The organism is Sphingomonas sp. BL-S-28, from assembly GCF_055521515.1.
This window is the reverse complement of the sequence record NZ_CM145484.1, coordinates 1,467,019-1,492,832: the sequence shown is the minus strand read 5'-3', so window position 1 is coordinate 1,492,832 and position 25,814 is coordinate 1,467,019. Positions and strand designations below refer to the sequence as shown.

22 protein-coding genes are annotated in these 25,814 nt (G+C 66.2%); 6 read left to right on the top strand and 16 right to left on the bottom strand.

Annotated elements, in window-relative coordinates:
* Positions 1-67: 67 nt before the first annotated feature.
* A complete protein-coding gene (locus ACZ1JC_RS15760) occupies positions 68-949 on the bottom strand; it encodes an OmpA family protein (RefSeq protein ID WP_465135958.1) in 882 nt (293 codons plus the stop codon).
* Positions 950-1,401: 452 nt separating this feature from the next.
* The gene (locus tag ACZ1JC_RS15755) at positions 1,402-3,879 is read right to left on the bottom strand and encodes a PhoX family protein (RefSeq protein ID WP_465135959.1); all 2,478 of its coding nucleotides are present in this window, start codon (positions 3,877-3,879) and stop codon (positions 1,402-1,404) included.
* Positions 3,880-4,336: 457 nt separating this feature from the next.
* Here ACZ1JC_RS15755 and ACZ1JC_RS15750 point away from each other — a divergent pair, with 457 nt between their 5' ends.
* From ACZ1JC_RS15750 to ACZ1JC_RS15740, 3 genes are all read left to right on the top strand, one after another.
* Entirely contained in the window at positions 4,337-5,422 is a 1,086-nt protein-coding gene (locus tag ACZ1JC_RS15750) for a 4-oxalomesaconate tautomerase (RefSeq protein ID WP_465135960.1), read from the top strand.
* Positions 5,423-5,551: 129 nt separating this feature from the next.
* Positions 5,552-6,061, top strand: a complete 510-nt coding sequence (locus ACZ1JC_RS15745; RefSeq protein ID WP_465135961.1) for a c-type cytochrome — start codon at positions 5,552-5,554, stop codon at positions 6,059-6,061.
* A complete protein-coding gene (locus ACZ1JC_RS15740; RefSeq protein WP_465135962.1) occupies positions 6,058-6,744 on the top strand; it encodes a cytochrome b/b6 domain-containing protein in 687 nt (228 codons plus the stop codon). Before ACZ1JC_RS15745 ends, ACZ1JC_RS15740 begins: the two co-directional genes overlap by 4 nt.
* A gap of 258 nt (positions 6,745-7,002) precedes the next feature.
* Here the strand turns inward: ACZ1JC_RS15740 and ACZ1JC_RS15735 are convergent, their stop codons facing one another.
* Positions 7,003-7,368 carry a glutathione S-transferase N-terminal domain-containing protein gene (locus ACZ1JC_RS15735; protein ID WP_465135963.1) on the bottom strand — a complete coding sequence of 122 codons (366 nt, stop codon included), beginning with the start codon at positions 7,366-7,368 and terminating at the stop codon, positions 7,003-7,005.
* A gap of 19 nt (positions 7,369-7,387) precedes the next feature.
* A complete protein-coding gene (locus ACZ1JC_RS15730) occupies positions 7,388-8,557 on the bottom strand; it encodes a lactonase family protein (protein ID WP_465135964.1) in 1,170 nt (389 codons plus the stop codon).
* Between the two features lie 168 nt (positions 8,558-8,725).
* On the opposite strand from ACZ1JC_RS15730, the gene ACZ1JC_RS15725 reads away from it, so the two are divergent.
* Positions 8,726-9,244, top strand: a complete 519-nt coding sequence (locus tag ACZ1JC_RS15725) for a hypothetical protein (protein WP_465135965.1) — start codon at positions 8,726-8,728, stop codon at positions 9,242-9,244.
* 9 nt (positions 9,245-9,253) lie between these two features.
* Here ACZ1JC_RS15725 and ACZ1JC_RS15720 read toward each other — a convergent pair whose 3' ends face one another.
* Positions 9,254-10,393 (bottom strand): hypothetical protein, encoded by a 1,140-nt coding sequence (locus tag ACZ1JC_RS15720; RefSeq protein WP_465135966.1) that lies wholly within the window; start codon positions 10,391-10,393, stop codon positions 9,254-9,256.
* A 248-nt stretch (positions 10,394-10,641) separates the two neighbouring features.
* Here ACZ1JC_RS15720 and fumC point away from each other — a divergent pair, with 248 nt between their 5' ends.
* Positions 10,642-12,021: a class II fumarate hydratase gene (gene fumC, locus ACZ1JC_RS15715; RefSeq protein ID WP_465135967.1), complete on the top strand. Its 1,380-nt coding sequence runs from the start codon at positions 10,642-10,644 to the stop codon at positions 12,019-12,021.
* A 42-nt stretch (positions 12,022-12,063) separates the two neighbouring features.
* On the opposite strand, the gene ACZ1JC_RS15710 is transcribed toward fumC, so the two are convergent.
* Positions 12,064-12,726: an O-methyltransferase gene (locus ACZ1JC_RS15710; RefSeq protein ID WP_465135968.1), complete on the bottom strand. Its 663-nt coding sequence runs from the start codon at positions 12,724-12,726 to the stop codon at positions 12,064-12,066.
* 85 nt (positions 12,727-12,811) lie between these two features.
* Between ACZ1JC_RS15710 and ACZ1JC_RS15705 the strand changes: the two genes are divergently transcribed.
* A complete protein-coding gene (locus tag ACZ1JC_RS15705; RefSeq protein ID WP_465148396.1) occupies positions 12,812-13,474 on the top strand; it encodes a TetR/AcrR family transcriptional regulator in 663 nt (220 codons plus the stop codon).
* A 10-nt stretch (positions 13,475-13,484) separates the two neighbouring features.
* On the opposite strand, the gene ACZ1JC_RS15700 is transcribed toward ACZ1JC_RS15705, so the two are convergent.
* From ACZ1JC_RS15700 to ACZ1JC_RS15655, 10 genes are all read right to left on the bottom strand, one after another.
* Positions 13,485-14,909, bottom strand: coding sequence for an efflux transporter outer membrane subunit (locus ACZ1JC_RS15700; RefSeq protein ID WP_465135970.1), 1,425 nt, complete (start codon positions 14,907-14,909; stop codon positions 13,485-13,487).
* Positions 14,902-16,128, bottom strand: a complete 1,227-nt coding sequence (locus ACZ1JC_RS15695; RefSeq protein WP_465135971.1) for an efflux RND transporter periplasmic adaptor subunit — start codon at positions 16,126-16,128, stop codon at positions 14,902-14,904. The genes ACZ1JC_RS15700 and ACZ1JC_RS15695 overlap by 8 nt, the downstream gene beginning before the upstream one ends.
* On the bottom strand, positions 16,121-19,315 hold the full coding sequence (locus tag ACZ1JC_RS15690) for an efflux RND transporter permease subunit (protein ID WP_465135972.1): 3,195 nt from the start codon (positions 19,313-19,315) through the stop codon (positions 16,121-16,123). Before ACZ1JC_RS15690 ends, ACZ1JC_RS15695 begins: the two co-directional genes overlap by 8 nt.
* A 297-nt stretch (positions 19,316-19,612) precedes the next feature.
* Complete coding sequence (gene pcaF, locus ACZ1JC_RS15685) at positions 19,613-20,818, bottom strand: 3-oxoadipyl-CoA thiolase (RefSeq protein WP_465135973.1); 1,206 nt, start codon at positions 20,816-20,818, stop codon at positions 19,613-19,615.
* Positions 20,819-20,826: 8 nt separating this feature from the next.
* Positions 20,827-21,603 (bottom strand): 3-oxoadipate enol-lactonase, encoded by a 777-nt coding sequence (pcaD, locus tag ACZ1JC_RS15680; RefSeq protein ID WP_465135974.1) that lies wholly within the window; start codon positions 21,601-21,603, stop codon positions 20,827-20,829.
* Positions 21,603-22,256 carry a 3-oxoacid CoA-transferase subunit B gene (locus tag ACZ1JC_RS15675; protein WP_465135975.1) on the bottom strand — a complete coding sequence of 218 codons (654 nt, stop codon included), beginning with the start codon at positions 22,254-22,256 and terminating at the stop codon, positions 21,603-21,605. Before ACZ1JC_RS15675 ends, pcaD begins: the two co-directional genes overlap by 1 nt.
* Positions 22,256-22,963, bottom strand: a complete 708-nt coding sequence (locus tag ACZ1JC_RS15670) for a CoA transferase subunit A (RefSeq protein ID WP_465135976.1) — start codon at positions 22,961-22,963, stop codon at positions 22,256-22,258. Before ACZ1JC_RS15670 ends, ACZ1JC_RS15675 begins: the two co-directional genes overlap by 1 nt.
* 14 nt (positions 22,964-22,977) lie before the next feature.
* Positions 22,978-23,763, bottom strand: coding sequence for a benzoate diol dehydrogenase BenD (benD, locus tag ACZ1JC_RS15665; RefSeq protein WP_465135977.1), 786 nt, complete (start codon positions 23,761-23,763; stop codon positions 22,978-22,980).
* Positions 23,764-23,926: 163 nt separating this feature from the next.
* Entirely contained in the window at positions 23,927-24,439 is a 513-nt protein-coding gene (gene benB / locus ACZ1JC_RS15660; protein WP_465135978.1) for a benzoate 1,2-dioxygenase small subunit, read from the bottom strand.
* Entirely contained in the window at positions 24,436-25,794 is a 1,359-nt protein-coding gene (locus ACZ1JC_RS15655; protein WP_465135979.1) for an SRPBCC family protein, read from the bottom strand. The genes benB and ACZ1JC_RS15655 overlap by 4 nt, the downstream gene beginning before the upstream one ends.
* Positions 25,795-25,814 lie beyond the last annotated feature (20 nt).

Below are 25,814 nucleotides of genomic sequence, written 5' to 3'. Positions count from 1 at the left end.
GCCGAACATAAAAAAAGCGGGCCCCGAATTGCTCGGAGCCCGCCCGTTTTCTGTCGGAGTACGCCGATCAGAAACCGTCCACGGCCTTGCTGACCATGATGTTCACGGCAACGCGGCGGTTCTGCGCCTTGCCTTCTTCGGTGGTGTTGTCCGCCAGCGGGTCGGCCTTGGCCATGCCGGTGGGGGTCAACATGCGATAGGGCTTCCAGTGACAAACCTGCTGGAGGTAGTTCACCACGCGGGTGGCGCGCTTTTCGCTGAGCGTCTGGTTGTAATCGTCGCTGCCGACGGAGTCGGTGTAGCCGACCACCAGCAGAAGGGCATTATCCATGCCATCGGCCGAAGTCGCCGCCGAGCAGAGGTTCTGCTTCGCTTCGGGCGAAAGATCGTACTTGCCTGTGTCAAAGTTCACGTTGGTCGTGCCCTTGATGTTGTACTTGTCGATGTCGGCCATGCGGCCGCGCAGTGCCTCGGTCGCCGCCTCGTTCGACGCGAAGCGCTGATCCGTGCCGTTGTGGATCATGGAGGCGACCTTCATGTCCTTGTTCTTCAGGTCGATCGAGCTGGCCACCAGCGCGCCGCCGCCCTGCAAGGTGTCGATCGAAACCGGCAGACCGTTGAGAAGCTGGTTTGCCGCCAGCTTGTTGCTGTTCATGCCGAGGAAGCCGCCGCTGGACTTGATCTTGGTGGCATTGGTAACGGTGACGATGGTCTTGTTGCCGTTGGCGCTGGTAACCTGGACCCGGTCGCCGCTGCGGGCGGAGATGATGCCTTCGACCTTGGGCCCCTTGGTCATGCCGGCCGTGTCGACCGGCTGCTGGCTGGAGGCGTCTGCCGTAACGCTGCCTTCCAGGCCGTCCTGCTGCTGCGCGGAAACGCTGGCAGAAGCGGTGCCGGCCAGCGCGGCAAGCAGCAGAAGGGCTTTGGGGCTTTTCGAGATGTTTTTCATTGGCTGCTCCTTCACACAGGTGGGCCCGCGCCGATCGCGGCTTCTCGTCCGACCGGCACGCCGACGGTGGCGTGTGTGCGATCGGAACCCCCTCCAATTTCGCTGTCCGGAAGAGCGGAAAAACGTTGCTGCATCCGGATCGATTTCCTGCGTGTTCAGCTTTAGCTTGCGCGTACATGAACAGTCCCCGCAGCAGGGGTCTTTGCGCCGTCTATGCGGGCGGGCCGTGCGACGAACCGAAGCGAAGTGTGCTGCGTGAACGGCGTTCACATGCCGTCACAGAGCCGCAATGAACCCTCAAAATTACGCTCTGCACACCCGCCGCGAGCCGTTTCGGAGCGGCGTCGAATCGACCCCGATTCCCTCCTGCGGGATCGATCCTGACGGGCAAAACGAAAGGGAGGAGACCGCAAAGGCCCCCTCCCCCCCCCTTCATGCTTTGAGCCGATCGATCAGAGGCCGATCACGCCGCCGTCATCCTTGGTGATCGCCACGATCGCCGAACGCGGGCGCACGGTGGCCGCCGCGGTGCCGGTCTGGCTGTCGGGCCAGTGGCTGGACGGGGCGGTCACCGCGCCTTCCTCACCCGGGTGCTGGATGCCCACGAACAGCGTGCGGCCATCCGGCGTCATGTCGATGCCGGTGATCTCGCACTGGACCGGGCCGACCAGGAAGCGGCGCAGCGTGGCCGCCGTCGCCGCCTTGCCGGCAATGGTCGCCTGCGTGGCGGTGGCGCCGGTCGAGTCCTTGTTGGTGATGGTCTTGGCGCCGCCGTCACCCACTTTGCCCGGCAGCGCGGCCAGCAGCATGCAGTTGGTGCGGTCGGTCAGCGCGCCGTCGTCCGTCTCCACCCAGAGCACCGGGTTGATCTGGCCCGCCGGGTTGGTGTCGCGCGAGAAGTAGCAACCGTCCGGGCTGGAGAAGTCGTTGTCGGCCGTGAGGCCCGAAATGTTGACGTTGGCGGGATCGGCGTCGGCGGCGTCAGCGCCGAACAGGTAGATATCCCACTTGAACGTCGTGGCGGCGGTGGTGTCGCCATCTTCGCGCAGGCGGATGATGTGGCCGTTGGGATTGCCGTACTGCGCGGTGTTCGCCGTGCCCTTGGGATCGTTGTAGTGGCGCGGGTTGGCCGCGTCGGTACCGTTCAGCGGACGGCCGGCGGCGTTGTTGTTGGTGAGCGTCAGATAGATTTCGCCGTTCACCGGGTTGCCGGCAGTCCATTCCGGACGGTCCATCGGTGTTGCCCCGACGGCATCGGCAGCAAGGCGGGTGTTGACGAGGATGTCGGCCTGATCGGCGAAGACATAGGCGGGCGTCGTCCCCGCAGCCGGGCGGTTCGGCACCGATCCGAACACCAGCGGCAGCCACTGGCCGCTGCCATCGGCATTGAACTTGGCAACATAGAGCGTGCCGGCGTCCAGATACTTGTCGCCCATGGCCAGGCGGCTGGTGCTGGCGGCGTCGGCGGCGGCGTAAGTGGTGCTCGACACGAACTTGTAGAGGTATTCGCGGCGGGAATCGTCACCCATGTAGACGCCCAGCTTCTGCCCGGCGACGGCGCGCACGAAGGCGCCTTCATGGCCCATGCGGCCCAGTGCGGTGCGCTTGCGCGGGGTCGATGCCGGGTCGTAGGGGTCGATCTCGACCACCCAGCCGTACTGATTGGGTTCGTTGCGATAGTCGTCGGCCGCGGTGGCGCCGGTGATCGTCGCGTTCCACTTGGTGTAGATCGAATCCGTGCTGTTCGCGGTGGACCAGGCGAAGTTGCCGGTGCGGCTGGTGACGCCGTAGCGGCTGATCCCGGTCATCTCGCGGGCGCTGCGCTTGGCATCGTCGGCCGCATCGCGGCGGAAGTAGCCGGCCCAGTTTTCCTCGCACGTCAGGTTCGTCGCCCAGGGGGTAATGCCGTTGGCGCAGTTGTTGATGGTGCCGCGCCCGGTCTTGCCGGTGGGCGAATAGGCGGTGGACAGCAGCGCCGAACCGGCCGCCGGGCCATTGAACGCCATCGGCGTGTTCGGGGTGATGCGGCGGTTGTAGGCGCTGTTCCGGACATAGGCCCACTTGCGATTGCCGGCGTCCTGATATTCCGACACCGAAACGCCGTGCGCCTCGATCTCCTTCAGCGCTTCATCCGCCGGGCGCGGGCCGGTGGAGACGTTGGTGGGGCCATTGGGATGGAGGTACTGGACGTTCAGGTTCTCATGGTTCTGCACCATCAACCCGCGCGTGGAGTTGGTGTCATCGCGCGCGCCGGCGGCTGAGAGGCCGAAGAAGTGCAGCGCATCGCCATGGTCGCCGATGCGGTGGGCGAAGTCGGTGTCGGTGCCGTTGTTGGCATAGGCAGGCGTGGAGGCGGAGAGCGGATCGCCCAGGCGGGTCATGACGGTGACCGAATAGCCCGTGGGCACCGCCACCACGTCGGCAAGGCTGTGCGGCACCGCGGTAAAGCCCAGCGTGTTGGGCGATACGCGCACGGTGGTCTGGGCGGTCTGCGAATGGCCGCCGGTCTCGACCACGGCGAACGTGAACACCAGATCGGTGGCGGCGCTGACGGCGGGCGCGATGAAGCTGACGGTCGATCCCGTGCCCGTCAGCGTGACGGCGGTGCCCGAAGTCTGCGCCCATGCGGTGGACGCGATGCCGCTGGTGCCGCTGGCCGGCGACCCCGTCAGCGTGACCACGCGGCCCGAACTGGTGGCCGCATTGGCGCCCGCCGAGATCGTCACCGAACTGGCGTTGTCGTCATCGTCGCCGCAAGCCGCCAGCAGCGCGGTGCCCATGAAGGCCATCGTCGTGGCGCCGGCGCCGCGAAACAGCGCCTGCCGGCGCGAATAGCGCTGGTCGGCCAGTTCTTCGAGCGAGGTGACGGAAGTGGAATTGGTATCGACGTCGCCATCGGTATAGCCGTTGGCCGGCAGGTCATGTGTCATGGATGTGCCCCTAGTATTGCAGGTCTTTCAGTCGCGGGGCGATTGCTAGGGGGAAAACATGGCAATCTGGCGCAAGTTCGATGGCAGTTCGCGGACGGTTTCACGACAATTACGACAAGACCGGCCCTTCGCCATTGCGGCTTTACTTCGATGATACGCAGCGGGCAGTTCAGGCGGCGAACAGGGATTTCGCAAAAATCTTCGCGATGTCTCGTGCCTGCGCGGAAAATACTGCGCATGGATGCAGGACGGACGCGAACCGTCGATGCTATGACGACCAAGCCGCTCATATTTCCGGGTTTTACGGAAGATTTTCGCGATTTTCCGGCACGCTTCTGGCTCCTGCTCACCCGAACGTTTAGCCAGAACCAATCGCCGCGCACGGCAACCGGCTTCCCCTTCGCGCGTCCCTCAGGGCATGTGCCCCTCTTCGAATCGATCTTGCCGGGAGTTCGCCATGAGTGAAGTACGCGTTATCGAGGGTGTGGCCTGCATGTGGATGCGCGGCGGCACTTCGAAAGGCGGCTACTTCCTCAAGTCCGATCTCCCCGCCGATCCGGCCGCGCGCGATGCCTTTTTGCTTTCCATCATGGGATCGCCCGATCCGCGCCAGATCGACGGTATGGGCGGCGCCGATCCGCTGACCAGCAAAGTTGCGGTCGTTAGCAAGTCCACGCGCGAGGGGATCGACGTCGATTACCTGTTCCTGCAGGTCTTCGTCGATCAGGCCCTCGTCAGCGATCAGCAGAACTGCGGCAACATCCTTGCCGGCATCGGCCCCTTCGCCATCGAGCGCGGGCTGATCGAGCCCAAGGGCGACGAAACCAACGTTGCCATCTTCATGGAAAACACCGGCCAGGTCGCCGTAGCCACCGTGCAGACGCCGGGCGGTCCAAATGGTCATAAGGTGACCTACAAGGGTGACGCCAAGATCGACGGCGTGCCCGGCAGCCACGCGCCGATCCCGCTGGAATTCCGCGACACCGCCGGCTCCTCCTGCGGCGCGCTGCTGCCCACCGGCAATGCCGTGGACGAAGTGAACGGCGTGCGCGTGACGCTGATCGACAACGGCATGCCCTGCGTCGTGATGAAGGCCGAAGATGTCGGCATCACAGGCTACGAAGACCGCGAAAGCCTGGACGCCAATACCGAGCTGAAGGCGAAGATCGAGGCCATCCGCCTTGCCGTGGGCGAGCGGATGAACCTGGGCGACGTCAAGGACAAGTCGGTCCCCAAGATGATGCTGGTCGCCCCGCCCAAGCATGGCGGCGCGGTGACCGTGCGCAGTTTCATTCCCCACCGCGCCCACGCCACCATCGGCGTGCTGGGCGCAGTCTCGGTGGCGACGGCCTGCCTGATCGAAGGCTCGCCCGCCGCCGAAGTTGCCATAAGCCCCGAGGGTCGCCGCAAGACGCTATCGGTCGAACATCCGACCGGAGAAATGTCCTGTGTCCTCGAAGTGGACGAGGGCGGCGCCGTCGTGAGCGCCGCCCTCCTTCGCACCGCGCGAAAGCTGATGGACGGGGTGGTTTTCGCGGGCTGACGGGCGGGCAAGGTTCGCCAACCGCTATTTTCCCAACGATTTCAGAATCTATTCGCCGCAACGCAACATTCCGCGTTATCAGGGCTTCAAGGGATTCATAAGCATCCCGCCCGACAAGGAGTTGCGACCATGGCCAAGACACTCGCCCTGACCACGACCATTGCTGCCGCCGCGCTGTTTGCCGTCGCCGGCTGCAAGGGCCCGCAGACCGCGCCCGACAGTTCCACCGACGCATCGGATGCCGCGGTGGACGTCGGCACGATCGTCAAGGAGCGCAAGGCGAACTTCAAGGACATCGGCAAGTCCAACAAGGTGGCCAAGGCCGCGCTGGAAAGCACCCCGCCGGACTTCACCACCGCCGCCTCCGCCGCCGCATCGATCAAAGACGATGCCGGCAAGATCGTCGGCTTCTTCCCCGAAGGCACCGGCCCGGACGCCAGTTCCAAGACCGAAGCCCTGCCCGCGATCTGGGAAAAGAGCGGCGAGTTCAAGGCCGCCGCCGCCAAGCTGGCCAGCGCCGCCGACGAGTTGAAGACCGCCGCCGACGCCAAGGACCTTGCCGCCACCACCAAGGCGATGGGCGACATCGGCGGCGCCTGCAAGGGCTGCCACGAGCAGTTCCGAAAGAAGGACAAGTGAGCCCATCGGCAGAGGGTGCGGACAAAGTCCGCACCCCGCTCTGGGATCTGCCCGTCCGCTTCATCCACTGGGCTTTCGTGGTGCTGATCCCGGCCCTGTGGTGGACGGCGGAAAACGGCAAGATGGCACTGCACATGCAGATCGGCACGGTGCTGCTGCAACTGCTGGTGATCCGTATTCTCTGGGGCTTCGTCGGCGGATCGACCGCCCGCTTCGCCGCCTTCGTGCGCGGCCCCGGCGCGGTGCTGGATTACTTTCGCGGCAGGGCCGGGCCCAGTGCCGGACCAAGTGCCGGGCACAATCCGGCCGGCGGCTGGAGCGTGATCCTGCTGCTGGGCCTGATGAGCCTGCAAGTAACGCTGGGCCTGTTCTCGGGAGACGAGGACGACGGCGTGACCGGGCCGCTCAACCACCTCGTCTCGTTCACCACATCGGACCGGGCGACCGATCTGCACGGGATCGTGTTCTACCTGATCCTGGCGCTGATCGCGGCGCATATCTGCGCGGTGCTCTGGTACCGTGTGGTTAAGCACGACAACCTGATCGCTCCCATGGTCACCGGCAAGCGCGCCCTTCCCGCAGGCACTCCGGGGCTGGTCCGCGCACCGGCATGGCGGTTCATCGCCTGCGTGGTGGTGGCTTGGCTGGTCGGCTGGGCGATCTGGAGCGGGGTGAAGGTTTAGGTTCGTTTAGGCCAAACCAAAGCCGCACTCTCACCCTAACACCCGTCGCCCCCGCGAAGGCGGGGGCCCCGCTTTTCTTGGCTCACGCGGAGAGGCAGAGGCGCAGAGAGATCGTGTCGGACTGATATGCCCCGCGCGGGTCACCGTCGCGCTAATCGCGGCCTTGAAGGAAGAAGCGGGATCCCCGCCTTCGCGGGGATGACGAGGATTTGGGGCGATGGGTTTTCCTGCGCCTTAGGCGGACTATCGAACCGCCCCCTACCCCTTCAGCTCCCGCAACTCCTTCCGCGCTGCCATGTAGTTCGGCAGCACGCTGCCCGCATAAGTCCCGAAGATCGGCAGGTGCGCCCGGTCGATCGTCTCCACGTCGGCATAGTGGGCGATGATCGCATCGGAATCGTTCATGTACTGGCCCGGCGCGTACTGCACGGTCGGGAAAGTCACTTTCTCGAAATGCGGGGCGAGTTCGGCGCGGATCGCCGCCTCGTTCTCATCACCGGCCGTGAAGATGCGCTGCTCGAACCGGTCGAGCAGGTCCGCTTCCAGCAGGAATATCCGCAGTTTGAGGCAATGCGGGCATGTCGCCTTCAGGTAGAGAACGGGGCGAAAGTCGTTGTCAGCCATGGATTTTCCTCGGGGATCGTCATTCCGTGAACGAGATGGAGGTTGGCTTGGCGACGTCAAGCCCGCTGCCCGTGGCGGTCAACCTTCCGCTGGCACGGTCCACCGCGAAGACGGCGAGATGGCCTGATCCCTGATTGGCCACCACCAGCCACTTGCCATCGCGCGAGAGCGAGAGACCCCAGGGCACTTGCCCGCCGCAATCGACTGCATCCACCGGAGCCAGACCGCCGTCTTGCCGCACCGCATAGATCTGGATGCGGTTGGCCGCGCGATTGCCCGCGTAGAGGAAGCGGCCATCCTGCGAGACGGCGATTTCGGACCCGCTGCGCGTGCCCGCGAAGTCGGCGGGATCGAGTTGGGTGGTCGTCAGCGGGGTCAGTTTGCCCTGCCGGGCATCCCACGCGAAGCTGACGATCGAGCCGCCCATCTCGGTGATCAGGAAGGCATGGCGGCCATCGGGTGCGAAGACGATATGGCGCGGACCCGAGGCGGGCGGCAGCGTCACGAACGGCTCCCGCGCGGGCGCAAGCGTGCCCTTGGCGGCATCGAAGCGGTAGATGAAGACCTTGTCCGCGCCGAGATCGGGCGAGAGCACCCAGCGGCCCGAGGGATCGAGCGTCACACCGTGCGCGTGCGGGCCCTTCTGCCGCTTGTGCGGGCCGGAACCCTGATGAGTATCGACGCTGGCAGGCTGCGCCGCCGGCTTGCCATCCCCCGCCGCCAGCAGTGCGGTCACCGGGATCGCGGAGACTTGTCCGGTGCCGTAATTGGCGACGAACAGCGTGCGTCCGTCCGCCGAGAGCGCCAGATGGGTCGGCCCGCCACCGCCCGAATCCGCACGGCCTTTAGGGGTCAGAGCGCCGGTCTTGGGATCGTAGGCGAAGCCGGTCACGGTGCCGTGGGTCACGCCGTCATTGCCAGTTTCGCTGACGGCAAAGAGGCGATGGCGGGCGGGATCGGCCAGAACCCAGGTGGGCCGCTCCATCTGCCCCACCACACCCAGCGAAGCGAGCGCGCCGGTCTGCGGATCGAGCCGCACGCCGACAATGCCCTGCCCCGGCCCGCTGCCCTGCGTGCCGACATAGGCCAGCGTCTGCCGCGGTGCTTCGGGCGTCGATACCGTGGCACAGCCGGCCAGTGCCCAGCCCATTACGCCGCACAGGGCCGCACCCCAGAGCTTCGCTTTCATTTCGCTTCCTTTCCCGGTCATTGCCGGCACGCTAGCGAAGGTCCGTCGGCAGGGCCACGCCGCCGCGTGCAATCTATCGGGGACGGCGCGGAATCGAGGTCCGGTGCATCGGCTGCCCCCGCGCGGCATCACGATATTTCAAGACTTCGCGGGTAGGCGGGCAAGGCGATGATCGAGACGATACTGGACCGGACCGGCCTGCGGCTTTTCCCGAAGGACCGCACGGCGGCGCTGCGGGCGACGCTCGCCTGTGTGGTCGGCGTCACTGTGTTCGTGCTGATCCTCGACGGCCTGCTGTTCCGCAGATCGTTGCCGGCCGGCTACGAGGCGCTGTTCACCACGCCCCTGCTGCCGCGCATGCTGTTTTCCGCCACCGGGTCGATGATCGAGGAGATCCAGTACCGCCTGCTGGTGATGACGGTGCTGGTCGTGCTGGCAACCGCCCTCACCCGCAAGCGTCTGCCGCCTTGGGGCGTTCTGCTCATCATTGGCGGCGTGCAGCTGTTCAACGCGTGGATCCCGGTTTCGCATTACCCGCTCTACGGCACCCTGCGGTACTGGCTGGTGGGCTGCGTGTGGGGCCTGCTCTACTGGCGCCATGGCTTCCTGTCGGCACTGGCGGGCCACGGGGCCGTGCATCTGCTGCTCGACCCCGCACTTCGTGAGATGCTGCTGCTTACGCAGTAGCCATGGCCCTCAAAGATCGATCGAGATCAGCAGGTTGATCGTCTGCTGGTTGTAGATCCCCTTGGCCCCATCCCGCCGCGCGTAATAGAGGTCGAGCCGGCCATGCCCGCCCAGCCGGGTGGAACCGCCGATCTTGCTGTAGAATACCGTGGGATCGTTGCCGGCATCCGTGCCCCTGGGGCTGATGTCCTGCACGAATTCCCGGATCAGCCCGCCCTCCACATAAGGCGCGAAGTGCCAGTTGCGGAATTCCTGCTTCTCAAGCCGCACGCTGCCTTCGACGAAGCCATAGTTCTCGTCTGTCGCCGGGTTCGCACCGTACCCGCGTGAGGCCTGATAGACCGCCTCCACCGCCGGGCGCAGGAACCAGCCGTCGGGAACGAAGCTTGCGGCGCGGTGGTCCAGCGTCTTCATCAGCTTGGCTTCGGTGAAGTAGCGGCGCCACTTCTGCCGTGTCTCGGCGCTACCGGGCATGCTGGTCACATCGCGGCCGTCCAGCACGATGGCGCGCACGGCAAGGCCCGTGGTGGGGCTGAGACGGTTGACGTAATCGAGCCGCACGCCGGTGCCCCGGCTGTCGATGTGGCCGCCGCTGTCCTTCAGGTCCACGTCGGTAACCTCGGTGGCGAAGCCCACGCCGATGGCCTGATTGGGTGAGATACGGCGCAGCACTTCGGCAAGGAAGTTGTAGCCGTCGCTGTCCTGGTCGGTGGGCGCGCTTTCGTTGCCGCGCGCGTAGATCGCCGCTCCGCCGACCTTCAGCAGCGTGTTGCCGTCGCCCGGCAGTTCGAAGGTGACATGCGCAGGCACGACGTAGGACGTGGCATTGTCGCGCACATGGCTGAGATCGTCGCCATACTGAGCGGCCTGCGCGTGGGCGGTGTATTGGCCGATGCGCTGCTGGACGGCGCCGTACGTCTCTGACGAGTTCATCTCGCCGATGATGCCCACTCCGGCGAATGTGCGCATGAAATCGGCGATGCCGTAGCCGGGCGTACCAGCGGCAGGCGCTGGCGGCGGAGAAGCGGCCCGCTCCGCGCCGTCCGTCGCTGTGTCCTGCGCCATTGCCGGAATGCTGTTCACGAATGCCATCGCGGCGATGGCTGCGGCAGCCACGCCGGGGCGGAACCCGCCCGAAATCCTTCTCACGACCCGTATGCTCCGATTGCTGGATGCTTGGTGAAAGTGGACCTGCCCGGCGGACGGCGCCTTGGCCATCGCGGCGGGAGCGGCTTCAATCATCGCGGGCGCGATTCAAATGGGCGTGACAGGCACGCGCAGGACCTTGTGCGAGAGGCGTTGCGCCTGCCCGTTCCGATACTTAGGTTACTCCCGCGCGCCCTCCCCCCTTTCCCTCCCACACGGGCTCGGGCGCGGCGATAAAGGAGGCTGTCCTCATGGAATTCCGTCGCGAATCGGACTCGATCGGCGAAATCGACGTTCCCGCCAGCGCCTATTGGGGCGCGCAGACCGAGCGCAGCCTGCACAATTTCCCCTTCGGGCCGACCGAGCGGATGCCCATCGCCATCGTCCACGCCCTTGCCCGCGTGAAGCTGGCCGCGGCGCGGGTGAATGCGAAGCACGGGCTGGACGCCGGGCTGGCCGAAGCCATCGAGGCTGCCGCCGCCGAAGTGATTTCGGGCACGCTGGACGATCAGTTCCCGCTCGTCATCTGGCAGACCGGATCGGGCACCCAGAGCAACATGAACGTCAACGAGGTGATCGCCGGCCGCGCCAACGAGCTGCTTTCAGGCAAGCGCGGCGGCAAGAGCCCGGTGCACCCCAACGACCACGTCAATCGCGGCCAATCCTCCAACGACAGCTTCCCCACCGCGCTCCATGTGGCGGCGGCGGTCGAAGTGGAACGGGCGCTGCTGCCCGCGCTGGAGCGGCTGACCCAGTCGCTGGACGCCAAGGCCAAGGCCTGGACCGATGTAGTCAAGATTGGCCGCACCCATTTGCAGGACGCGACGCCGCTGACCTTGGGGCAGGAATTTTCCGGCTACGTCCAGCAATTGCGCGATACGCGGGAGCGGCTGGTCCATGCCGAACAGGGCGTGCTGCGGCTGGCGCAGGGCGGCACTGCCGTCGGCACCGGACTCAACGCGCCGGAGGGCTTTGCGGCGGACGTGGCGGCGGATCTCGCCACGCAGACCGGCCTTGCCTTCGTGCCCGCGCCCAACACGTTCGAAGCGCTGGCCAGCAACGATGCGCTGGTGCAGCTTTCCGGCACGCTCTCCACGCTGGCGGTGGCGCTGACCAAGATCGCCAACGACATCCGCCTGCTGGGTTCCGGCCCGCGCTCCGGCCTTGGCGAGCTGGACTTGCCTGCAAACGAGCCCGGCAGCTCGATCATGCCGGGCAAGGTCAACCCCACCCAGTGCGAGATGCTGACGATGGTGGCCGCGCAAGTGATCGGCAACCATCAGGCGGCGACCGTGGGCGGCCTGCAGGGCGCGTTCGAACTCAATGTGTTCAAGCCGCTGATCGGCTCTGCCGTGATCCGCTCGATCAGTCTGCTGGCGATCGGCATGGTCAGCTTTGCCGAGCGCTGCGTGGACGGGATCGAGCCCAACCGCCGCCGGATCGCCGAACTGGTGGAACGATCGCTGATGCTGGTGACCGCGCTGGCGCCCGAGATCGGCTACGACAATGCCGCCAAGATCGCTAAGCATGCCCATGCGGACGGGCTGACCTTGAAGGAGGCCGCGCTCGATCTGGGGCTGGTGGACGAGGCGACGTTCGACCGCGTGGTGCGGCCCGAAAGCATGGTCTGAACCGGAGGGGCGGCGGCCTGCAATCAGGCCGCCCCTTCCCCGTCACAGCTTCATCGAAAGCTCGACATCCTCGGCAAACGGCACCGAGAGATAGCCGCCATCCGCCGCGCGCACGCGGGCGAGGTATTCGGGGCAATAGTCGGCATTGTCGGCCAGCACGAAGGCACCGGGGCGCAGGCGGCTTTCCAACCGGTCCAGCACATCGCCATAGAGCGACTTGGCGCCGTCCAGCAGCACGAGGTCGATGCTGTCCGGCAGACCATCGGCCAGCGTTTCCAGCGCATCCCCCACGCGGATCTCGACGAGGTCGGCCAGACCGGCCTCGGCGAGGTGCGCGCGGGCCTTTTCCACTTTGCCCGGTTCGAACTCGGTGGTGATCAGCAGGCCGCCGCCATTGTCGCGCAGCGCCGCGGCAAGGTGGATGGTGGAAATGCCGAAGGACGTGCCGAACTCCACCACCGTGCGCACATTACCGCTGCGCGCCAGCATGTAGAGCAGGCGGCCGGCTTCGGGCGAGACCGGCAGCGGCACTTCGCGCAGCGTACTGTACATCGTGCGCCATGCGGTCTTGTCCTGCATCAGCGCGGTGGTTTCCTGTTCCGACATGCCTTCGAAAGCGCGCAGCATCTCGGCACGCAGGCGGTCGGACTCCGCGAACAGCCGCGTCAGCAGCGGCGCGACCGGGCTTTGGGTCAATGTGGTCATCGTATTCTCCGTGACGCGTCGTTGCGTCGGAGAGAAAAATATGAGCAATTGATCACGTTTTCTAATCGCATTCCCGAGGGCATCGATGGCCGCCGCCGAAACCCCGCAGATTTCCACGCGAAAGCGCCCGCGCCAGAGCCGTTCGGAGGCCACCGTGAAGGTCATTCTCGAAGCGGCCGCTCAGGTTCTGGCAAGCGAGGGCGCCACCCGCTTCACCACCGCGCGCGTGGCCGAGCGGGCGGGCGTCAGCATCGGTTCGCTCTACCAGTACTTCCCGAACAAGGCGGCGATCCTGTTCCGCCTGCAGAGCGAGGAATGGACCGAGACGCGCGATATGCTGGGCGAAATCCTGTCCGACACCAGCCAGCCCCCGGCCGAACGCGTGCGCCGGCTGGTCCATGCCTTCGTGCGATCCGAATGTGCGGAGGCCGACTTGCGGCAGGCGCTCAGCGACGCGGCCCCGCTCTATCGCGATGCTCCGGAGGCACAGGCCGCGCGGGCCAGCAGTCAGGGGGTGATGCGCCGGTTCTTCGCCGAAGCGCTGCCCGATGCATCGGAGGAGGTGCGCGATCTGGCGGCGCGGCTGATCAAATCGACCATGCGCGAAGTGGCGAAGACCTTCTCCGAAACCCCGCGCAGCGAGGAGGAGATTCTGGCATGGTCCGGCGCGATGGCGGACATGCTCTGCGCCTATCTGGAAAGTCTCGGCGCCCGCGACGGGGGGGTCCGCGAGCGCCGAAGGGGGTAAGTAAGACCGCTCAGCCGCCCGCCTGTTCGGCAGGGCCGCCAATGGCCTTCACATAATCCACCGCCGCGCGCATCCGCTCGGTCTCCACCGCGATGGCGGAGCGCTGGGCGTCGAGCGCGTCGGTCTGCGCGGTCACCACGTCGAGGTAGTCCGAAGCACCGTCGCGATAGCGGGACATGGCGATCTCGCTGGTGCGCTGGGCGGCCTGCGCAGCGTCTTGCTGCGCTCTGCCCTGTGCTTCCAGCTGGCGCATCGCCGCGATCGAGTCTTCCACTTCGCGGAAGGCGCCCAGCACGGTGGTGCGATAGTCAGCCGCCGCCTCGTCATATTCGGCGCGCGAGATCTTCACTTGCGAGCGGCGGGCGCCGCCGTCGAACACCGTCAGCAGGGCCGAGAGTGGACCCAGCGCCCACATCGAGTTCGGCGCGCTGAGCAGGTTGCCGCCAGTGGTCTGCCACCCGCCCGATCCGCCAAGGCCGATCGTCGGGAACCATGCCGCGCGGGCCACGCCGATGCGGGCATTGGCGGCAAAGACGCGGCGCTCGGCCGCGGCAATGTCCGGCCGGCGCTGCAGCAGCGTGGACGGGGTATCCACCGTCAGCACCGGCACGTCGAACGGCGCGACTTGCGGGGCGATGTGGAAGTCCGAAGCGATGGCGCCGGTCAGCGCCGCCAGCTCGTGTTCGGTCTGCGCGCGGTCATTGGCGATGGAGGCCACTTGCGCGCGGGCGTTGGACAGCACCGTGCGCGCACGGTTGACGTCGATGCCCGAGGAGACGCCGCCTTCGTGGCGCGTCTCGGTCAGCTGGTAGGCGCGCTGGAAGGCGTCCACCGAACGGTCCAGCAATTGCGCCTGCGCATCCAGCCCGCGCAGCCGCAGGTAGGCATCCGCCACCGAGGCCTGCAGGCTGAGCCGGGCGGAGGCGAGATCGCCGGCCGAGGCATCCGCATCGGCCTTGCCCGCCTTCACGCTGTTGCGCACGCGGCCCCAGAGGTCCAGCTCGTAGGAGACGCTGCCGCCGACGATGTAGTTGTTGTACGTCGCCGACGATCCCGAGGAGAGCGGACGGCCTGCCGAAACGCGGTTGCGCGAGGCATCGGCGGAAACGCCGATCTGCGGATAGAGCCCTGCCTGATCGAGCCCAACGGCAGCGCGCGCCTGATCGTAACGGGCCAGCGCGGCAGCCAGCGTCGGGCTGGCATCGGCGGCCTTGGCCTCCAGATCGTTCAGCACGGGATCGCCGAACACCGTCCACCAGTCTCCGCGAATCTCGCCATCCTGCGGAGCGGCGGGGGCCCAGCCCTGCATTTCCGCGAACTGCTGCGGCGCGGCGGGCAGGCTGGACTGCGGCGGCGTATACGTGGGCGCCATCGAGCAGCCCGCCAACGCCGTCCCCGCAAGGAGGGACAGCGCGAGGAGCGCCCGCTTAGCCATGCGTCGCGGCTCCCTTCGCGGGCGCAGCAGCATCCGGCGCCTGCACCTGCACGCGGTCGCCCGTGCGCATCGAGTCCGGCGGCGAGTCCACCACGCGGTCGCCCAGATTGACGCCGACCGAGACGATCACCGACTTGCCCTGATCGCGGGCGATGGTGATCGGGCGGACGGTAACCTTGTTGTCCGCGCCCAGCACGGCCACGCTCGGGCCCTTGTCGGTATAGAGGATGGCGCTGCCCGGCAGCGTCACGCCCTTCAGCGTGGCGTCCACGTCGAAGTGGGCCTGTACGAAGGCGCCCGGCTTCAGCGCGCCATCGTTGTTGTCCGCCTGCACTTCAACCAGCACCGCGCCCGATTGCGCATCGACCGCGCCGGCGCTGCGGCTGACGGTGCCCGGGAAGGTGCGGCCCGGATATTCGGGCAGGCTGAGGTCGACATTGACGCCGGCGTTGACCAGCGACGAATAGATCTGCGGCACGCGCACGTAGACGCGCATGCGGTGCACGTCGGAAACCGTGAACAGCGGCTGCGCGGCGGCATTCCCGGCCACCACCAGCGCGCCGATCTGGGCCGAGCGGCTGGTGACGACGCCCGCGAACGGGGCGGAAAGCTGGGTGAAGCCGTGCTGGGCCTGAAGTTCACGCACTTGTGCCAGCGCGGCATTGGCCAGCGCGGTCTTGGCGGCAAGGTCGCCCGCCTTCTCATCCACTTCCTGCTGCGAGACGGCGTCCTTGGCCAGCATCGCGCTCCAGCGCTTGGCGGTGGTGGCGGCAAGGCGCTGGTTGGCGACGGCGGTCTGGTAGTCCGCCTTGGCCTGCGCCAGCTGCTGGTCGATTTCCGGCGCATCCAGAATGGCCAGCGGCTGGCCGGCCTTCACGTGATCGCCGATATCGGCCAGCCACTTGCTGACATAGCCGTTGGTGCGCGCGTTGATCGCGGCGCTGTTCCACGCCTGCGCGGTGCCGGGCAGGGTCAGCCCGCCCTCACCCGCCGCCGTCTTCGGCGCGATTACCGCGACGGTGGGCAGCGCGGCGCCTTCGGACACGGTTTCCAGATCGCGCGTCGCCTGGATGCGGGTGGCGGTGCCGATGCCGACCACGGCCAGCGCGACGATGGCCGCGCCGATGCCCACGCGCTTCAGGGTGCGGGAGCTGGGACCGGTGGGAGTGTCGTTGTCCATGGGGGCCTCGGGAATCTGGTGCATCTGGGGATCAAGCATGGGCGGCCTCCATCGTCGTGGGGGCTTCGTGGTGCTTGCGACGGCTATGGAAGAAAGCAAAGACGGTGGGGACGAAGAACAGCGTGGCGATGGTGGCGCAGATCAGACCGCCGATCACGGCGCGGCCCAGCGGGGCGTTCTGTTCGCCGCCTTCACCAAGGCCCAGCGCCATCGGCGCCATGCCGATGATCATCGCCAGCGCGGTCATCAGCACCGGGCGGAAGCGGACGAGGCCGGCTTCCATCGCCGCCTTCACCGGATCGCCCAGCTCGGCCAGCTTTTCGCGGGCGAAGCTGACGACCAGGATCGAGTTCGCGGTGGCCACGCCCATGCACATGATCGCGCCGGTAAGGGCCGGGACCGAGAGCGTGGTCCCCGTGGCGAACAGCATCCAGACGATGCCGGCAAGGGCCGCAGGCAGCGCGGTGATGATGATGAACGGATCGAGCCAGGACTGGAAGTTCACCACGATCAGCAGATAGATCAGTACGACCGCGCCCAGCAGGCCCCAGCCAAGCCCGGAGAAGGCGGTGTTCATCGTCTGATACTGGCCACGGATGGTGACGCTGGCGCCCTTGGGCACTTCGGCCTTCAGCGAGTTGATCGCGTGCTGCACCTCACCGGCCACGGCGCCAAGGTCACGGCCCTGCGTGGTGGCATAGATGTCGAGAACCGGCGCGATGTTGTAGTGCGAAACGATCGGCGCGGTGCTGGACCGGGTGAGCGTGGCCAGCGCGCCCAGCGGCTGCGGACGGGTGGAGGCGGCGCCGGAAACCGGCAGGTTGGCCAGCTTGCTCATCGAATCGAGCGCATAGTCCGGCGCCTGGGCGACCACCGCGTACTGCACGCCGTTGTCGGGGTTCACGAAGAACACCGGCGCGGTCTGCGAAGTGCCTGCCAGCGAGTTGCCGAGGCTGGTGGTCACGTCCTTTTCGGTAAGGCCGTACTGGCCCACGCGCGAACGGTCCACGTCCACATCGATCTGCGGCGAGTTCTGCGGCTGCTGGATGCGCAAGTCGGCAAGGCCGGGGATGCGGGCCAGCTTGACCATCAGCTTGTGCGCATATTCACGCGCGGCAACCGGGTCCTTGCCGGAAATCTGCACGTCGATCGGCGACGGCGAACCGAAGTTCAGGATCTGGCTGGTGATGTCCGCCGGCAGGAACGCGAACTGCGTACCGGGGAAGCGGCGCGGCAGTTCGCGGCGCAGCTGCGCCACATAGCCGTCGGTCGGCTTGTGGCCTTCCTCTAGCGTGATCAGCATGTCGCCGTCCTGCGGGCCGATGGTGCCGCTGTTGTTGTAGACGGTGTTGATCGAGCTGACCGGCAGGCCGATGTTGTCGGTAACCGACTTCAGTTCGGCAGTCGGGATGATCTTGCGGACTTCCGCGGTGATTTCTTCGAAGTTGCGCGCGGATTCGTCGATACGGGTGCCGACGGGAACGCGCACGTGCATGGCGATCTGGCCGGAGTCCACCGCCGGGAAGAAGTTGCTGCCCAGCAGCGGCAGCAGCCCGAACGAGAGCACGACCACGGCCAGGAACCCGATCATGAACGGCTTGCGGGAGCGCAGCGCGCGGGCGAGCATGCCAAGGTAGCCGTCGCGGATCTTTTCGAACTTCGCTTCGAAGCCGCGCTGGAACCGCACGAAGACGTTGCGCGATTCCGGGCTGCCGGCGTTGTGCGAATTCTCGCCATGCGGGGTGTGCGGCTTCAGCAGGTACATCGCCATGGTCGGCACCAAGGTGCGCGACAGGATGAACGAGGCGATCATCGCGAAGACCACCGAAAGCGCCATCGGCACGAACAGGTAGCCCGCAACGCCCGGCAGGAAGAACATCGGCACGAAGACGATGCAGATGCATAGCAGCGAGACGAAGGCCGGCGTCACGATCTGGGCGGCGCCGTCCAGGATGGACTCCATCACGCCCTTGCCCTGCTCCAGGTGCCAGTTGATGTTCTCGATCGTCACCGTCGCGTCGTCGACCAGGATGCCGACCGCGAGGGCGAGGCCGCCCAGCGTCATCACGTTCATCGTCTGCCCGAACATGGCCAGCGCGGCCACGGCGGCCAGCACGGCGAGCGGGATGGAGACGGCGATGATGACGGTGGAGCGCCAGGAGCCGAGGAACAGCAGGATCATCAGCGAGGTGAGCGCGGCGGCCATCGCGCCTTCGTGGACCACGCCCGAAACGGCGGCCTTCACGAACAGCGACTGGTCGCCCACCGGCAGCACCTTCAGCGTATCCGGCAGGGTGGAGGTGATCTTGGGCAGCGCGTTCTTCACGCCGTCCACCACCGAAAGCGTGGAAGTGGCGCCGTTCTTCAGCACCGTCAGCAGCACCGAGCGGCTGCCCTGCACGTGCACCACGTTCTGCTGCTGGGCGCTACCGTCGCGCACGAAGGCCACATCGCGCATGTAGATCGTTGCGCCGTTGACCACCTTCACCGGCAGATCGTTCAGCGCCTCGATCGAGCCGGGCGTGTTGTTCAGGCGCACGGTGTACTGCGCCGGGCCGATCTTCACGAAGCCGGCCGGGTTGATCTGGTTCTGCGCGGCAATGGCATTGCCGACGTCCTGCGCCGAAAGGCCGCGTGCCTGCAGTGCGTTGGGGTCAAGGTCGACCTGCACCTGGCGCTGCTTGCCGCCCGAGGGATAGGGCATGGCAAGGCCGGGAATGGTGACGAGGCCGGTGCGGATCTGGTTCTGGCCGATATCGAACAGCTGCTGTTCGGACAGGCCCTTGCCGGACAGCGCCAGCTGCAGGATCGGCACGGTCGATGCGGAATAGTTCAGGATCAGCGGCGGGTTCACGCCCGGCGGCATCTGGCGCAGCACCGTCTGCGAGACGGAAGTGACCTGCGCCGTGGCGGTGCGGATGTCGACGCCGGGCTGGAAGTAGATCTTGACGATGCCGGTGCCCTGCAGCGACTGGCTTTCGATATGTTCGATATCGTTGACCGTCGTGGTCAGGATGCGCTCGTAAGGCGTCACCATGCGGTCAGACATGTCCTGCGGAGACAGGCCCGAGTACGTCCAGGCAACCGCGATGACGGGGATCTTGATGTCCGGAAAAATGTCGACCGGGGTGCGGAAGGCGGCGATCAGGCCCCCCAGCGCGATCAGAATGGCCATGACGATAAACGTCAGAGGGCGATGCAACGCGGTCTTGACGATTCCCAGCATCGAATACTCCAGTCGCCGGACGGTCCGCGCAGACATGCACGGCTCACCGGCCAGAACGCCTCACCCCGAGTGATGGTTTTTATGAAGGGCCGGACGCCGGAAAGGCCACGCCATCGGCGCGGCCGGAAACCCGCTTCGACCCATCCCGTTTTTTCGAGAATCAGGCGACTATCAGCTTGGGCCGCAGGGAAATAGATACTTAGTTTTGATTGCTGTCATGAAGCCCGTTCATGACTAGCGCGTCACAAACTGTGGCTGGGAGCCATTTGTGACGGAAAATCCGCAGTATACTGCGGATCACACGCGTTCGAGCAGAACCGCCAAGCCTTGTCCCACGCCGATGCACATGAAGGCAAGGGCGTAGCGGCCATCCGTTCGGCTGAGCTGTTCGACCGCGCTCATCGCGATTCTGGCGCCCGACATGCCCAAAGGATGACCCAGGGCGATGGCCCCGCCGTTCGGATTGACGCGCGAGTCGGTGAAGGGATCGACGCCCAGATCGCGCAAGGTGGCGATGGCCTGGCTGGCGAAAGCCTCGTTCAGTTCGATCACGTCGATCCGGTCCATCGAAAGCCCGGATTTCCGCAGAACCTTGCGGGCGGCCTCGATCGGCCCTGCCCCCATGACGCGCGGCGCGATGCCCGATGCGGCCATGCCGATCACGCGGGCGCGCGGGGTCAGCCCGTGGCGCTTCGCCGCCTGCTCGCTGGCGACCAGCATCGCCGCCGCACCGTCGTTGAGGCCGGAAGCATTGCCCGCCGTCACCGTGCCCTCCGGAGAGACCACCGGCTTCAGCTTGGCCAGCGCTTCAAGGCTGGTGGCGCGGGGGTGTTCGTCGCGGTCGAAGACCAGCGCCTCGCCCTTTCTTTGCGGAACGGTGACGGGCACGATCTCCGCCGCGAGACGGCCGTTCCCTTGCGCGATCGCGGCCTTTTCCTGGCTGGCGAGAGCGAAACGATCCTGATCCTCTCGGCTGACCTGCCATTGCTGCGCCACATTCTCGCCCGTCTGCGGCATCGTATCGACGCCGTAAGCGGCCTTCATCGCCGGATTTATGAACCGCCAGCCCAGCGTCGTGTCCTCGATCTTCTGATCGCGGCCGAAGGCGCTGCCCGCCTTGCCCAGCACATAAGGCGCGCGGGTCATCGATTCGACGCCGCCGGCTATCATCAGGTCGGCATCGCCGCTGCGGATCGCCTGCGCCGCCATGCCCAGCGCGTTGAGGCCGGAGGAACACAGGCGGTTGACCGTCACCCCCGGCACCGTTTCCGGCAGGCCCGCCAACAGCACTGCCATGCGCGCCACGTTGCGGTTGTCCTCCCCCGCCTGATTGGCGCAGCCCAGGATCACATCGTCTACGGCACCCCAGTCCACGCCCGGGTTCCGCGCCATAAGCGCGCGCAGCGGGATGGCGGCAAGGTCATCGGCACGGACCGCGGAGAGCGAGCCGTTCAGCTTGCCGATGGGGGTGCGGATGGCGTCGCAGACGAATGCTTCGAACATGGGAGAGATCAGCCTTCGAGAAACGGAATGAGCGCCGCAGCCAGCGCCTCGGGCGCTTCCAGCGGCGCAAGGTGCGCGGCCAAAAGCGCGGCGTGGCTGGAGCCGGGAATGCGCGCCAGCAGATGCTCGCCGTGACCTTCGAGCGGCGTGGAAGTGTCGCGCGTGCCGGTGACGACCAAGGTGCGTGCGGCGATCCCGCCGATCCGCTCCGCAAGGTCCATGTCGCGGATCGCGGCGCCGCAGCCGGCATAGCCTTGCGGGTCCATGGTGACGAGCTGGCGGCGCACCGTCTCGTAAAGCGCGGGGTTCTCCTCGCGCAGCTCGTCGGAGAGGAAGCGGCCCATCGCCAGATCGGCAATGGCCGCCATGCCGGAGCCCCGGACTTTGGCAATGCGGTCGTTCCACGAGGCCGCGTCCATCGTCGCCGAGGTGCAGACCAGCACCAGCTTTTCCACCTGCTGCGGACGGGCCAGCGCCAGTTCCATGCCGATCATGCCGCCCAGCGACACGCCTGCGAGCGCGAACCGATCGATCCCGGCATCGTGCGCCACCGCCAGAACATCGCGCGCCAGCAGTTGCATCGAGAAGTCGCCGGGCTCAGCCGTTGAAGCGCCGTGGCCGCGCGTGTCGATGCGCAGCAGCCGGAAGCGCGCGCGCAGCAGCGGCAGCACCGGGTCCCACAAGTCCATGTCGGTGCCGATGGAGTTGAGCAGCACCAGCGGACGGGCGCCCTCACGCCCCTCCAGCTTCCAGTAGAGCCGCGCACCGGGAACGCTGGTGAACATCAGAGGGCCTCTTCCAGCGCGGAAACGAATGGGGCGCCGGTCTTGGTGGTGACTTCCTCAAGGCTCACGCCGGGGGCGAGTTCGACCAGCGTCAGTCCGCCCGCCTTGCGGTCGATGGCGAAGACGGCCAGATCGCTGACGATCATGTCCACCACCCGCTTGCCGGTCAGCGGCAGGGTGCAGGCGGGCAGGATCTTGGGATCGCCGTGCTTGGAGACGTGATCCATCACCACGATCACCTTCTTCACGCCGGCGACAAGGTCCATCGCCCCGCCCATGCCCTTCACCATCTTGCCCGGGATCGTCCAGTTGGCGAGGTCGCCATCGGCCGAAACTTCCATCGCGCCCAGCACCGCCATGTCGATATGGCCGCCGCGGATCATCGCGAAGCTGTCTGCGCTGGAAAAGAAGCTGCTGGTGGGCAGCGCGGTGATCGTCTGCTTGCCGGCGTTGATGAGGTCGGGATCGACATCCTCGTCATACGGAAACGGGCCGATGCCCAGCATGCCGTTCTCGCTCTGCAGCGTGACCTTGATGCCGGCCGGCACATGGTTCGCCACCAGCGTGGGGATGCCGATGCCGAGGTTCACATAGTACCCGTCGCGCAGTTCCTTTGCGGCGCGGGCGGCCATTTCATCGCGGGTCCAGCTCATCAGACGGCCTCCCTTTCGCGCACCGTGCGCTTCTCGATGCGCTTCTCGTTGATGGTGGAGAGCACCACGCGGTCGACATAGATGCCGGGGGTGTGGATGCAGTCCGGATCGAACGTGCCGGCGGGCACGACCTCTTCCACTTCGGCAACGGTGACTTTGCCGGCGGTGGCCATGTTCGGGTTGAAGTTGCGCGCGGTCTTGCGGAACATCAGGTTGCCCTCCTCGTCCGCGCGCCAGGCCTTGATGATCGACAGGTCCGCGCGCAGCCAGGTTTCGCGCACGTATTCCTCGCCCTCGAACACCTCCACCGGCTTGCCTTCGGCGACCACGGTGCCGACGCCGGTCTTGGTGTAGAACGCCGGAATGCCCGCCCCGCCAGCGCGAATGCGCTCGGCCAGCGTGCCCTGCGGGTTCAGTTCCAGTTCGAGTTCGCCCGAGAGGTACTGGCTCTCGAACAGCTTGTTCTCGCCGACGTAGGAGGAGATCATCTTACGCACCTGCCGGCTTTCCAGCAGCATCCACAGGCCGAACCCGTCCGCGCCGGCATTGTTGGAAATGACCGTCAGGTCCTTCACGCCCGCTGCGCGGATTTCGGGGATCAGGCTCTCGGGATTGCCCGAGAGCCCGAACCCGCCCGACATGATCGTCATGCCGTCGAACAGCAGTCCTTCCAGTGCGACCCGGGGGCTGTCGTAAATCTTGGACATCGTGTGTCTCCGTCTTAACCGAGATCGCCGCCCGCGACGGGCAACACGGTGCCGGTCACGTAGCTGGCCTCGTCCGAGGCAAGGAACAGGATCGGGGCGATCTGCTCCTCAAGGGTTCCGTAGCGCTTCAGGAAGGCGGAGGAGGTCACCTGCTCCACCGCTTCCGCCATCCAAGCCTGTTCCTGCGCATTGTCGCCTTCGGCGTTGCGGGCGACACGGCGGGGGGGAGCGCTCGTGCCGCCCGGCGCCGTCGCGACGACACGAATGCCCGCTTCGGCGTATTCCATCGCAAGGCTCTGCGTGAGGCCGTTGATCCCGCCCTTGGCCGCCGAATAGGGCACCCGGCGAATGCCGCGCGTGGCGTTGGAGGACAGGTTGACGATGGTGCCCGCCCCCTGCCCCAGCATGGTCGGCAGCACCGCATGGCAGCAGTAGAGCGTGGGCATCAGCGAGCGGCAGATTTCCGCATTGATCTGCGCGGGCTCGAACTCGGCATAGGGCCGCATCCGGATCGCGCCGCCGACATTGTTGATCAGGATGTCGATCCGCCCGAACGCCTCTACCGCCTTGGCCATCGCCATGGCCGCGCCTTCATACGTCTCAAGGTCGCAGCAGACGGAGACTGCTTTGCCGCCCGCCGCCACGATGGCCTGTTCCACCTCGGTCACGAATTCGGCGCGGTCCACCAGCACCACGCTGGCCCCTTCGGCAGCGGCGCGACTGGCGACGCCGGCGCCGATGCCCTGCGCCGCGCCGGTCACAACCATGACCTTGCCTGCGAAACGTCCTGCGAAGATCATGGCCGGGCCTCCGCGTCCTTCGTCATTGCGAGCGTAGCGAAGCAATCCAGGGGCGGCTCTGCGCGGCTCTGGCCCACGCCGCTCTGGATTGCCGCGTCGGCTTCGCCTCCTCGCAATGACGAGGGTTGGGGGTCGCCTGCGTCAACGGACATGCCCGCCCCCATCACACGTGGTAGATGTCGATGACCTGATGAATGTAGTCGTCCTTCAGGACGATCTTCTTCTTCAGGATCAAGGGCGCATCGCCAGAGGTATCCAGCGTCAGGAACGTGGTTCCGAAGAACTGCTGCGTCTGCTGGTAACGGTGGCTCATCGTGTGCCAGTTGTAGCGCAAGTCCACCTGCCCCTCGCGGCTGTCCAGCACTTCGACATTGGCGATGAAGTGTGCCGAGCGCGGTTCCGGCGTCGAGGCGGAGGAGCGTTCGGTGTTCAGGCGGTAGACGCGGTCTTCCAGCCCTTTGCGGTTGGCGTAGTAGATCAGCGAGATTTCGGTCTGCGGGTCGGTGCAGAGTTCATCGTCGTCGGTCCACGCGGGCATCCAGTATTCGGCGCTTTCGGCATAGCATTCCAGCCATTCGTCGAACCGGCGATCGTCCAGCAGCCGCGCCTCGCGGTAGAGGAAGGCGCAAATCTCGCGGTAGGACAGCGTTTCACGGGTTATGTCGAGCGCGCTCATTCCGCCGCCTCCATCATCGGCGGCTGATTGGCCGCGTCCTTCGCCAGACCGTCCAGCATGATCTGCGCCCAGAACTCATGCTGGCGCACAAAGAGGCCCTCGTCCTCGCTACGCTCGCTGGAGAGCAGCGGGTTCATGCCCATCGCGGCGGCATTGGCGTCCGGCCCATGGATCCAGCGCTTGGCCCCGCGGCTGAGGTCGTTCCACAGCTCGCCCGCGCCTTCGTAGGCCTTCTGGCAGCTGCGGAATTCCTCCAGATCGTCAGGCGTGCCCATGCCGGTGACGTTGAAGAAATCCTCGTACTGACGGATGCGGTGGGCGCGGTCCTCGGCGCTCTCGCCCTTGGGGGCGTAGCAGTAGATCGTCACTTCGGTGGTGTGCACGTCGATCGGGCGGACGACGCGGATCTGCGTGGAGAACTGGTCCATCAGGAACACGTTGGGATAGAGCGCCAGATTGCGCGTCTGCTCGATGATGAACTTGGCCTTGTCCTCACCCAGCCGCGCGTCCAGTTCCGGCTTGTGGTTCCAGATCGGCCGCACTTCGGGATTGATGACCTGCGTCCAGAGCAGGATGTGGCCATGTTCAAAGCCATAGACACCGCTGGCGGGCGCCTTGGACCAGCCGTTGGCGTCCACCGCCTTGGTGCCGCCCTCTGCGCGGCGGCCCATGGTGGACTGGTAGTTTTCGTGAACGGAGCTGACGTGATAGCCGTCGCAGCCGTTCTCCATCTGCATCTTCCAGTTGCCGTCGAAGGTGTAGGTGGAATTGCCGGTCAGCACTTCCAGCCCCTCTGGCGCCTGATCGACCATCTGGTCGATGATGACCTTGGCCTCGCCCAGATGCTGTTCCAGCGGCAGCACGTCATGGTTCAGCGATCCGAACACGAAGCCGCGATAGCTCTCGACGCGCAGGCGCGTGAGGTCGTGAGAGCCTTCGTGGTCGAAGCTTTCCGGATAGGCGCCGGTGCTGGCATCCTTGGCGCGCAGCAGCTTGCCGTCGGGCTTGAAGCTCCAGCCATGGAACGGGCAGACGAACAGCGGCTGGTTGCCCCGCTTGCGGCGGCACAGCTTGGCGCCGCGATGCGCGCAGGCATTGACCACGCCGTTGATCGCGCCGTCCTTGGCACGGGTCAGGATCACGGGCGTGCGCCCGATGAACGTCGTGAAGTAATCGTTCTTGCTGGGAAGCTGGCTTTCGTGCGCCAGATAGACCCAGTTGCTTTCGAAGATGTACTTCATTTCCAGTTCGAACAGCGCCGGATCGGTGAAGACGTCCCGGCGGCAGCGGAACTCTCCGGTTTCGACGTCATCGACCACGGCGGTCGAGACCCGGTGCATGAGGCGTTCGTACATGATCCTGTCTCCCGAATTCT

What these genes read in the sequence shown, in the direction of transcription:
- ACZ1JC_RS15760 (WP_465135958.1), bottom strand. Translation starts at nt 949, where the DNA reads ATGAAAAACATCTCGAAAAGCCCCAAAGCCCTTCTGCTGCTTGCCGCG.
- ACZ1JC_RS15755 (WP_465135959.1), bottom strand. Translation starts at nt 3,879, where the DNA reads ATGACACATGACCTGCCGGCCAACGGCTATACCGATGGCGACGTCGAT.
- ACZ1JC_RS15750 (WP_465135960.1), top strand. Translation starts at nt 4,337, where the DNA reads ATGAGTGAAGTACGCGTTATCGAGGGTGTGGCCTGCATGTGGATGCGC.
- ACZ1JC_RS15745 (WP_465135961.1), top strand. Translation starts at nt 5,552, where the DNA reads ATGGCCAAGACACTCGCCCTGACCACGACCATTGCTGCCGCCGCGCTG.
- ACZ1JC_RS15735 (WP_465135963.1), bottom strand. Translation starts at nt 7,368, where the DNA reads ATGGCTGACAACGACTTTCGCCCCGTTCTCTACCTGAAGGCGACATGC.
- ACZ1JC_RS15730 (WP_465135964.1), bottom strand. Translation starts at nt 8,557, where the DNA reads ATGAAAGCGAAGCTCTGGGGTGCGGCCCTGTGCGGCGTAATGGGCTGG.
- ACZ1JC_RS15725 (WP_465135965.1), top strand. Translation starts at nt 8,726, where the DNA reads ATGATCGAGACGATACTGGACCGGACCGGCCTGCGGCTTTTCCCGAAG.
- fumC (WP_465135967.1), top strand. Translation starts at nt 10,642, where the DNA reads ATGGAATTCCGTCGCGAATCGGACTCGATCGGCGAAATCGACGTTCCC.
- ACZ1JC_RS15710 (WP_465135968.1), bottom strand. Translation starts at nt 12,726, where the DNA reads ATGACCACATTGACCCAAAGCCCGGTCGCGCCGCTGCTGACGCGGCTG.
- ACZ1JC_RS15705 (WP_465148396.1), top strand. Translation starts at nt 12,812, where the DNA reads ATGGCCGCCGCCGAAACCCCGCAGATTTCCACGCGAAAGCGCCCGCGC.
- ACZ1JC_RS15700 (WP_465135970.1), bottom strand. Translation starts at nt 14,909, where the DNA reads ATGGCTAAGCGGGCGCTCCTCGCGCTGTCCCTCCTTGCGGGGACGGCG.
- ACZ1JC_RS15695 (WP_465135971.1), bottom strand. Translation starts at nt 16,128, where the DNA reads ATGCTTGATCCCCAGATGCACCAGATTCCCGAGGCCCCCATGGACAAC.
- ACZ1JC_RS15690 (WP_465135972.1), bottom strand. Translation starts at nt 19,315, where the DNA reads ATGCTGGGAATCGTCAAGACCGCGTTGCATCGCCCTCTGACGTTTATC.
- pcaF (WP_465135973.1), bottom strand. Translation starts at nt 20,818, where the DNA reads ATGTTCGAAGCATTCGTCTGCGACGCCATCCGCACCCCCATCGGCAAG.
- pcaD (WP_465135974.1), bottom strand. Translation starts at nt 21,603, where the DNA reads ATGTTCACCAGCGTTCCCGGTGCGCGGCTCTACTGGAAGCTGGAGGGG.
- ACZ1JC_RS15675 (WP_465135975.1), bottom strand. Translation starts at nt 22,256, where the DNA reads ATGAGCTGGACCCGCGATGAAATGGCCGCCCGCGCCGCAAAGGAACTG.
- ACZ1JC_RS15670 (WP_465135976.1), bottom strand. Translation starts at nt 22,963, where the DNA reads ATGTCCAAGATTTACGACAGCCCCCGGGTCGCACTGGAAGGACTGCTG.
- benD (WP_465135977.1), bottom strand. Translation starts at nt 23,763, where the DNA reads ATGATCTTCGCAGGACGTTTCGCAGGCAAGGTCATGGTTGTGACCGGC.
- benB (WP_465135978.1), bottom strand. Translation starts at nt 24,439, where the DNA reads ATGAGCGCGCTCGACATAACCCGTGAAACGCTGTCCTACCGCGAGATT.
- ACZ1JC_RS15655 (WP_465135979.1), bottom strand. Translation starts at nt 25,794, where the DNA reads ATGTACGAACGCCTCATGCACCGGGTCTCGACCGCCGTGGTCGATGAC.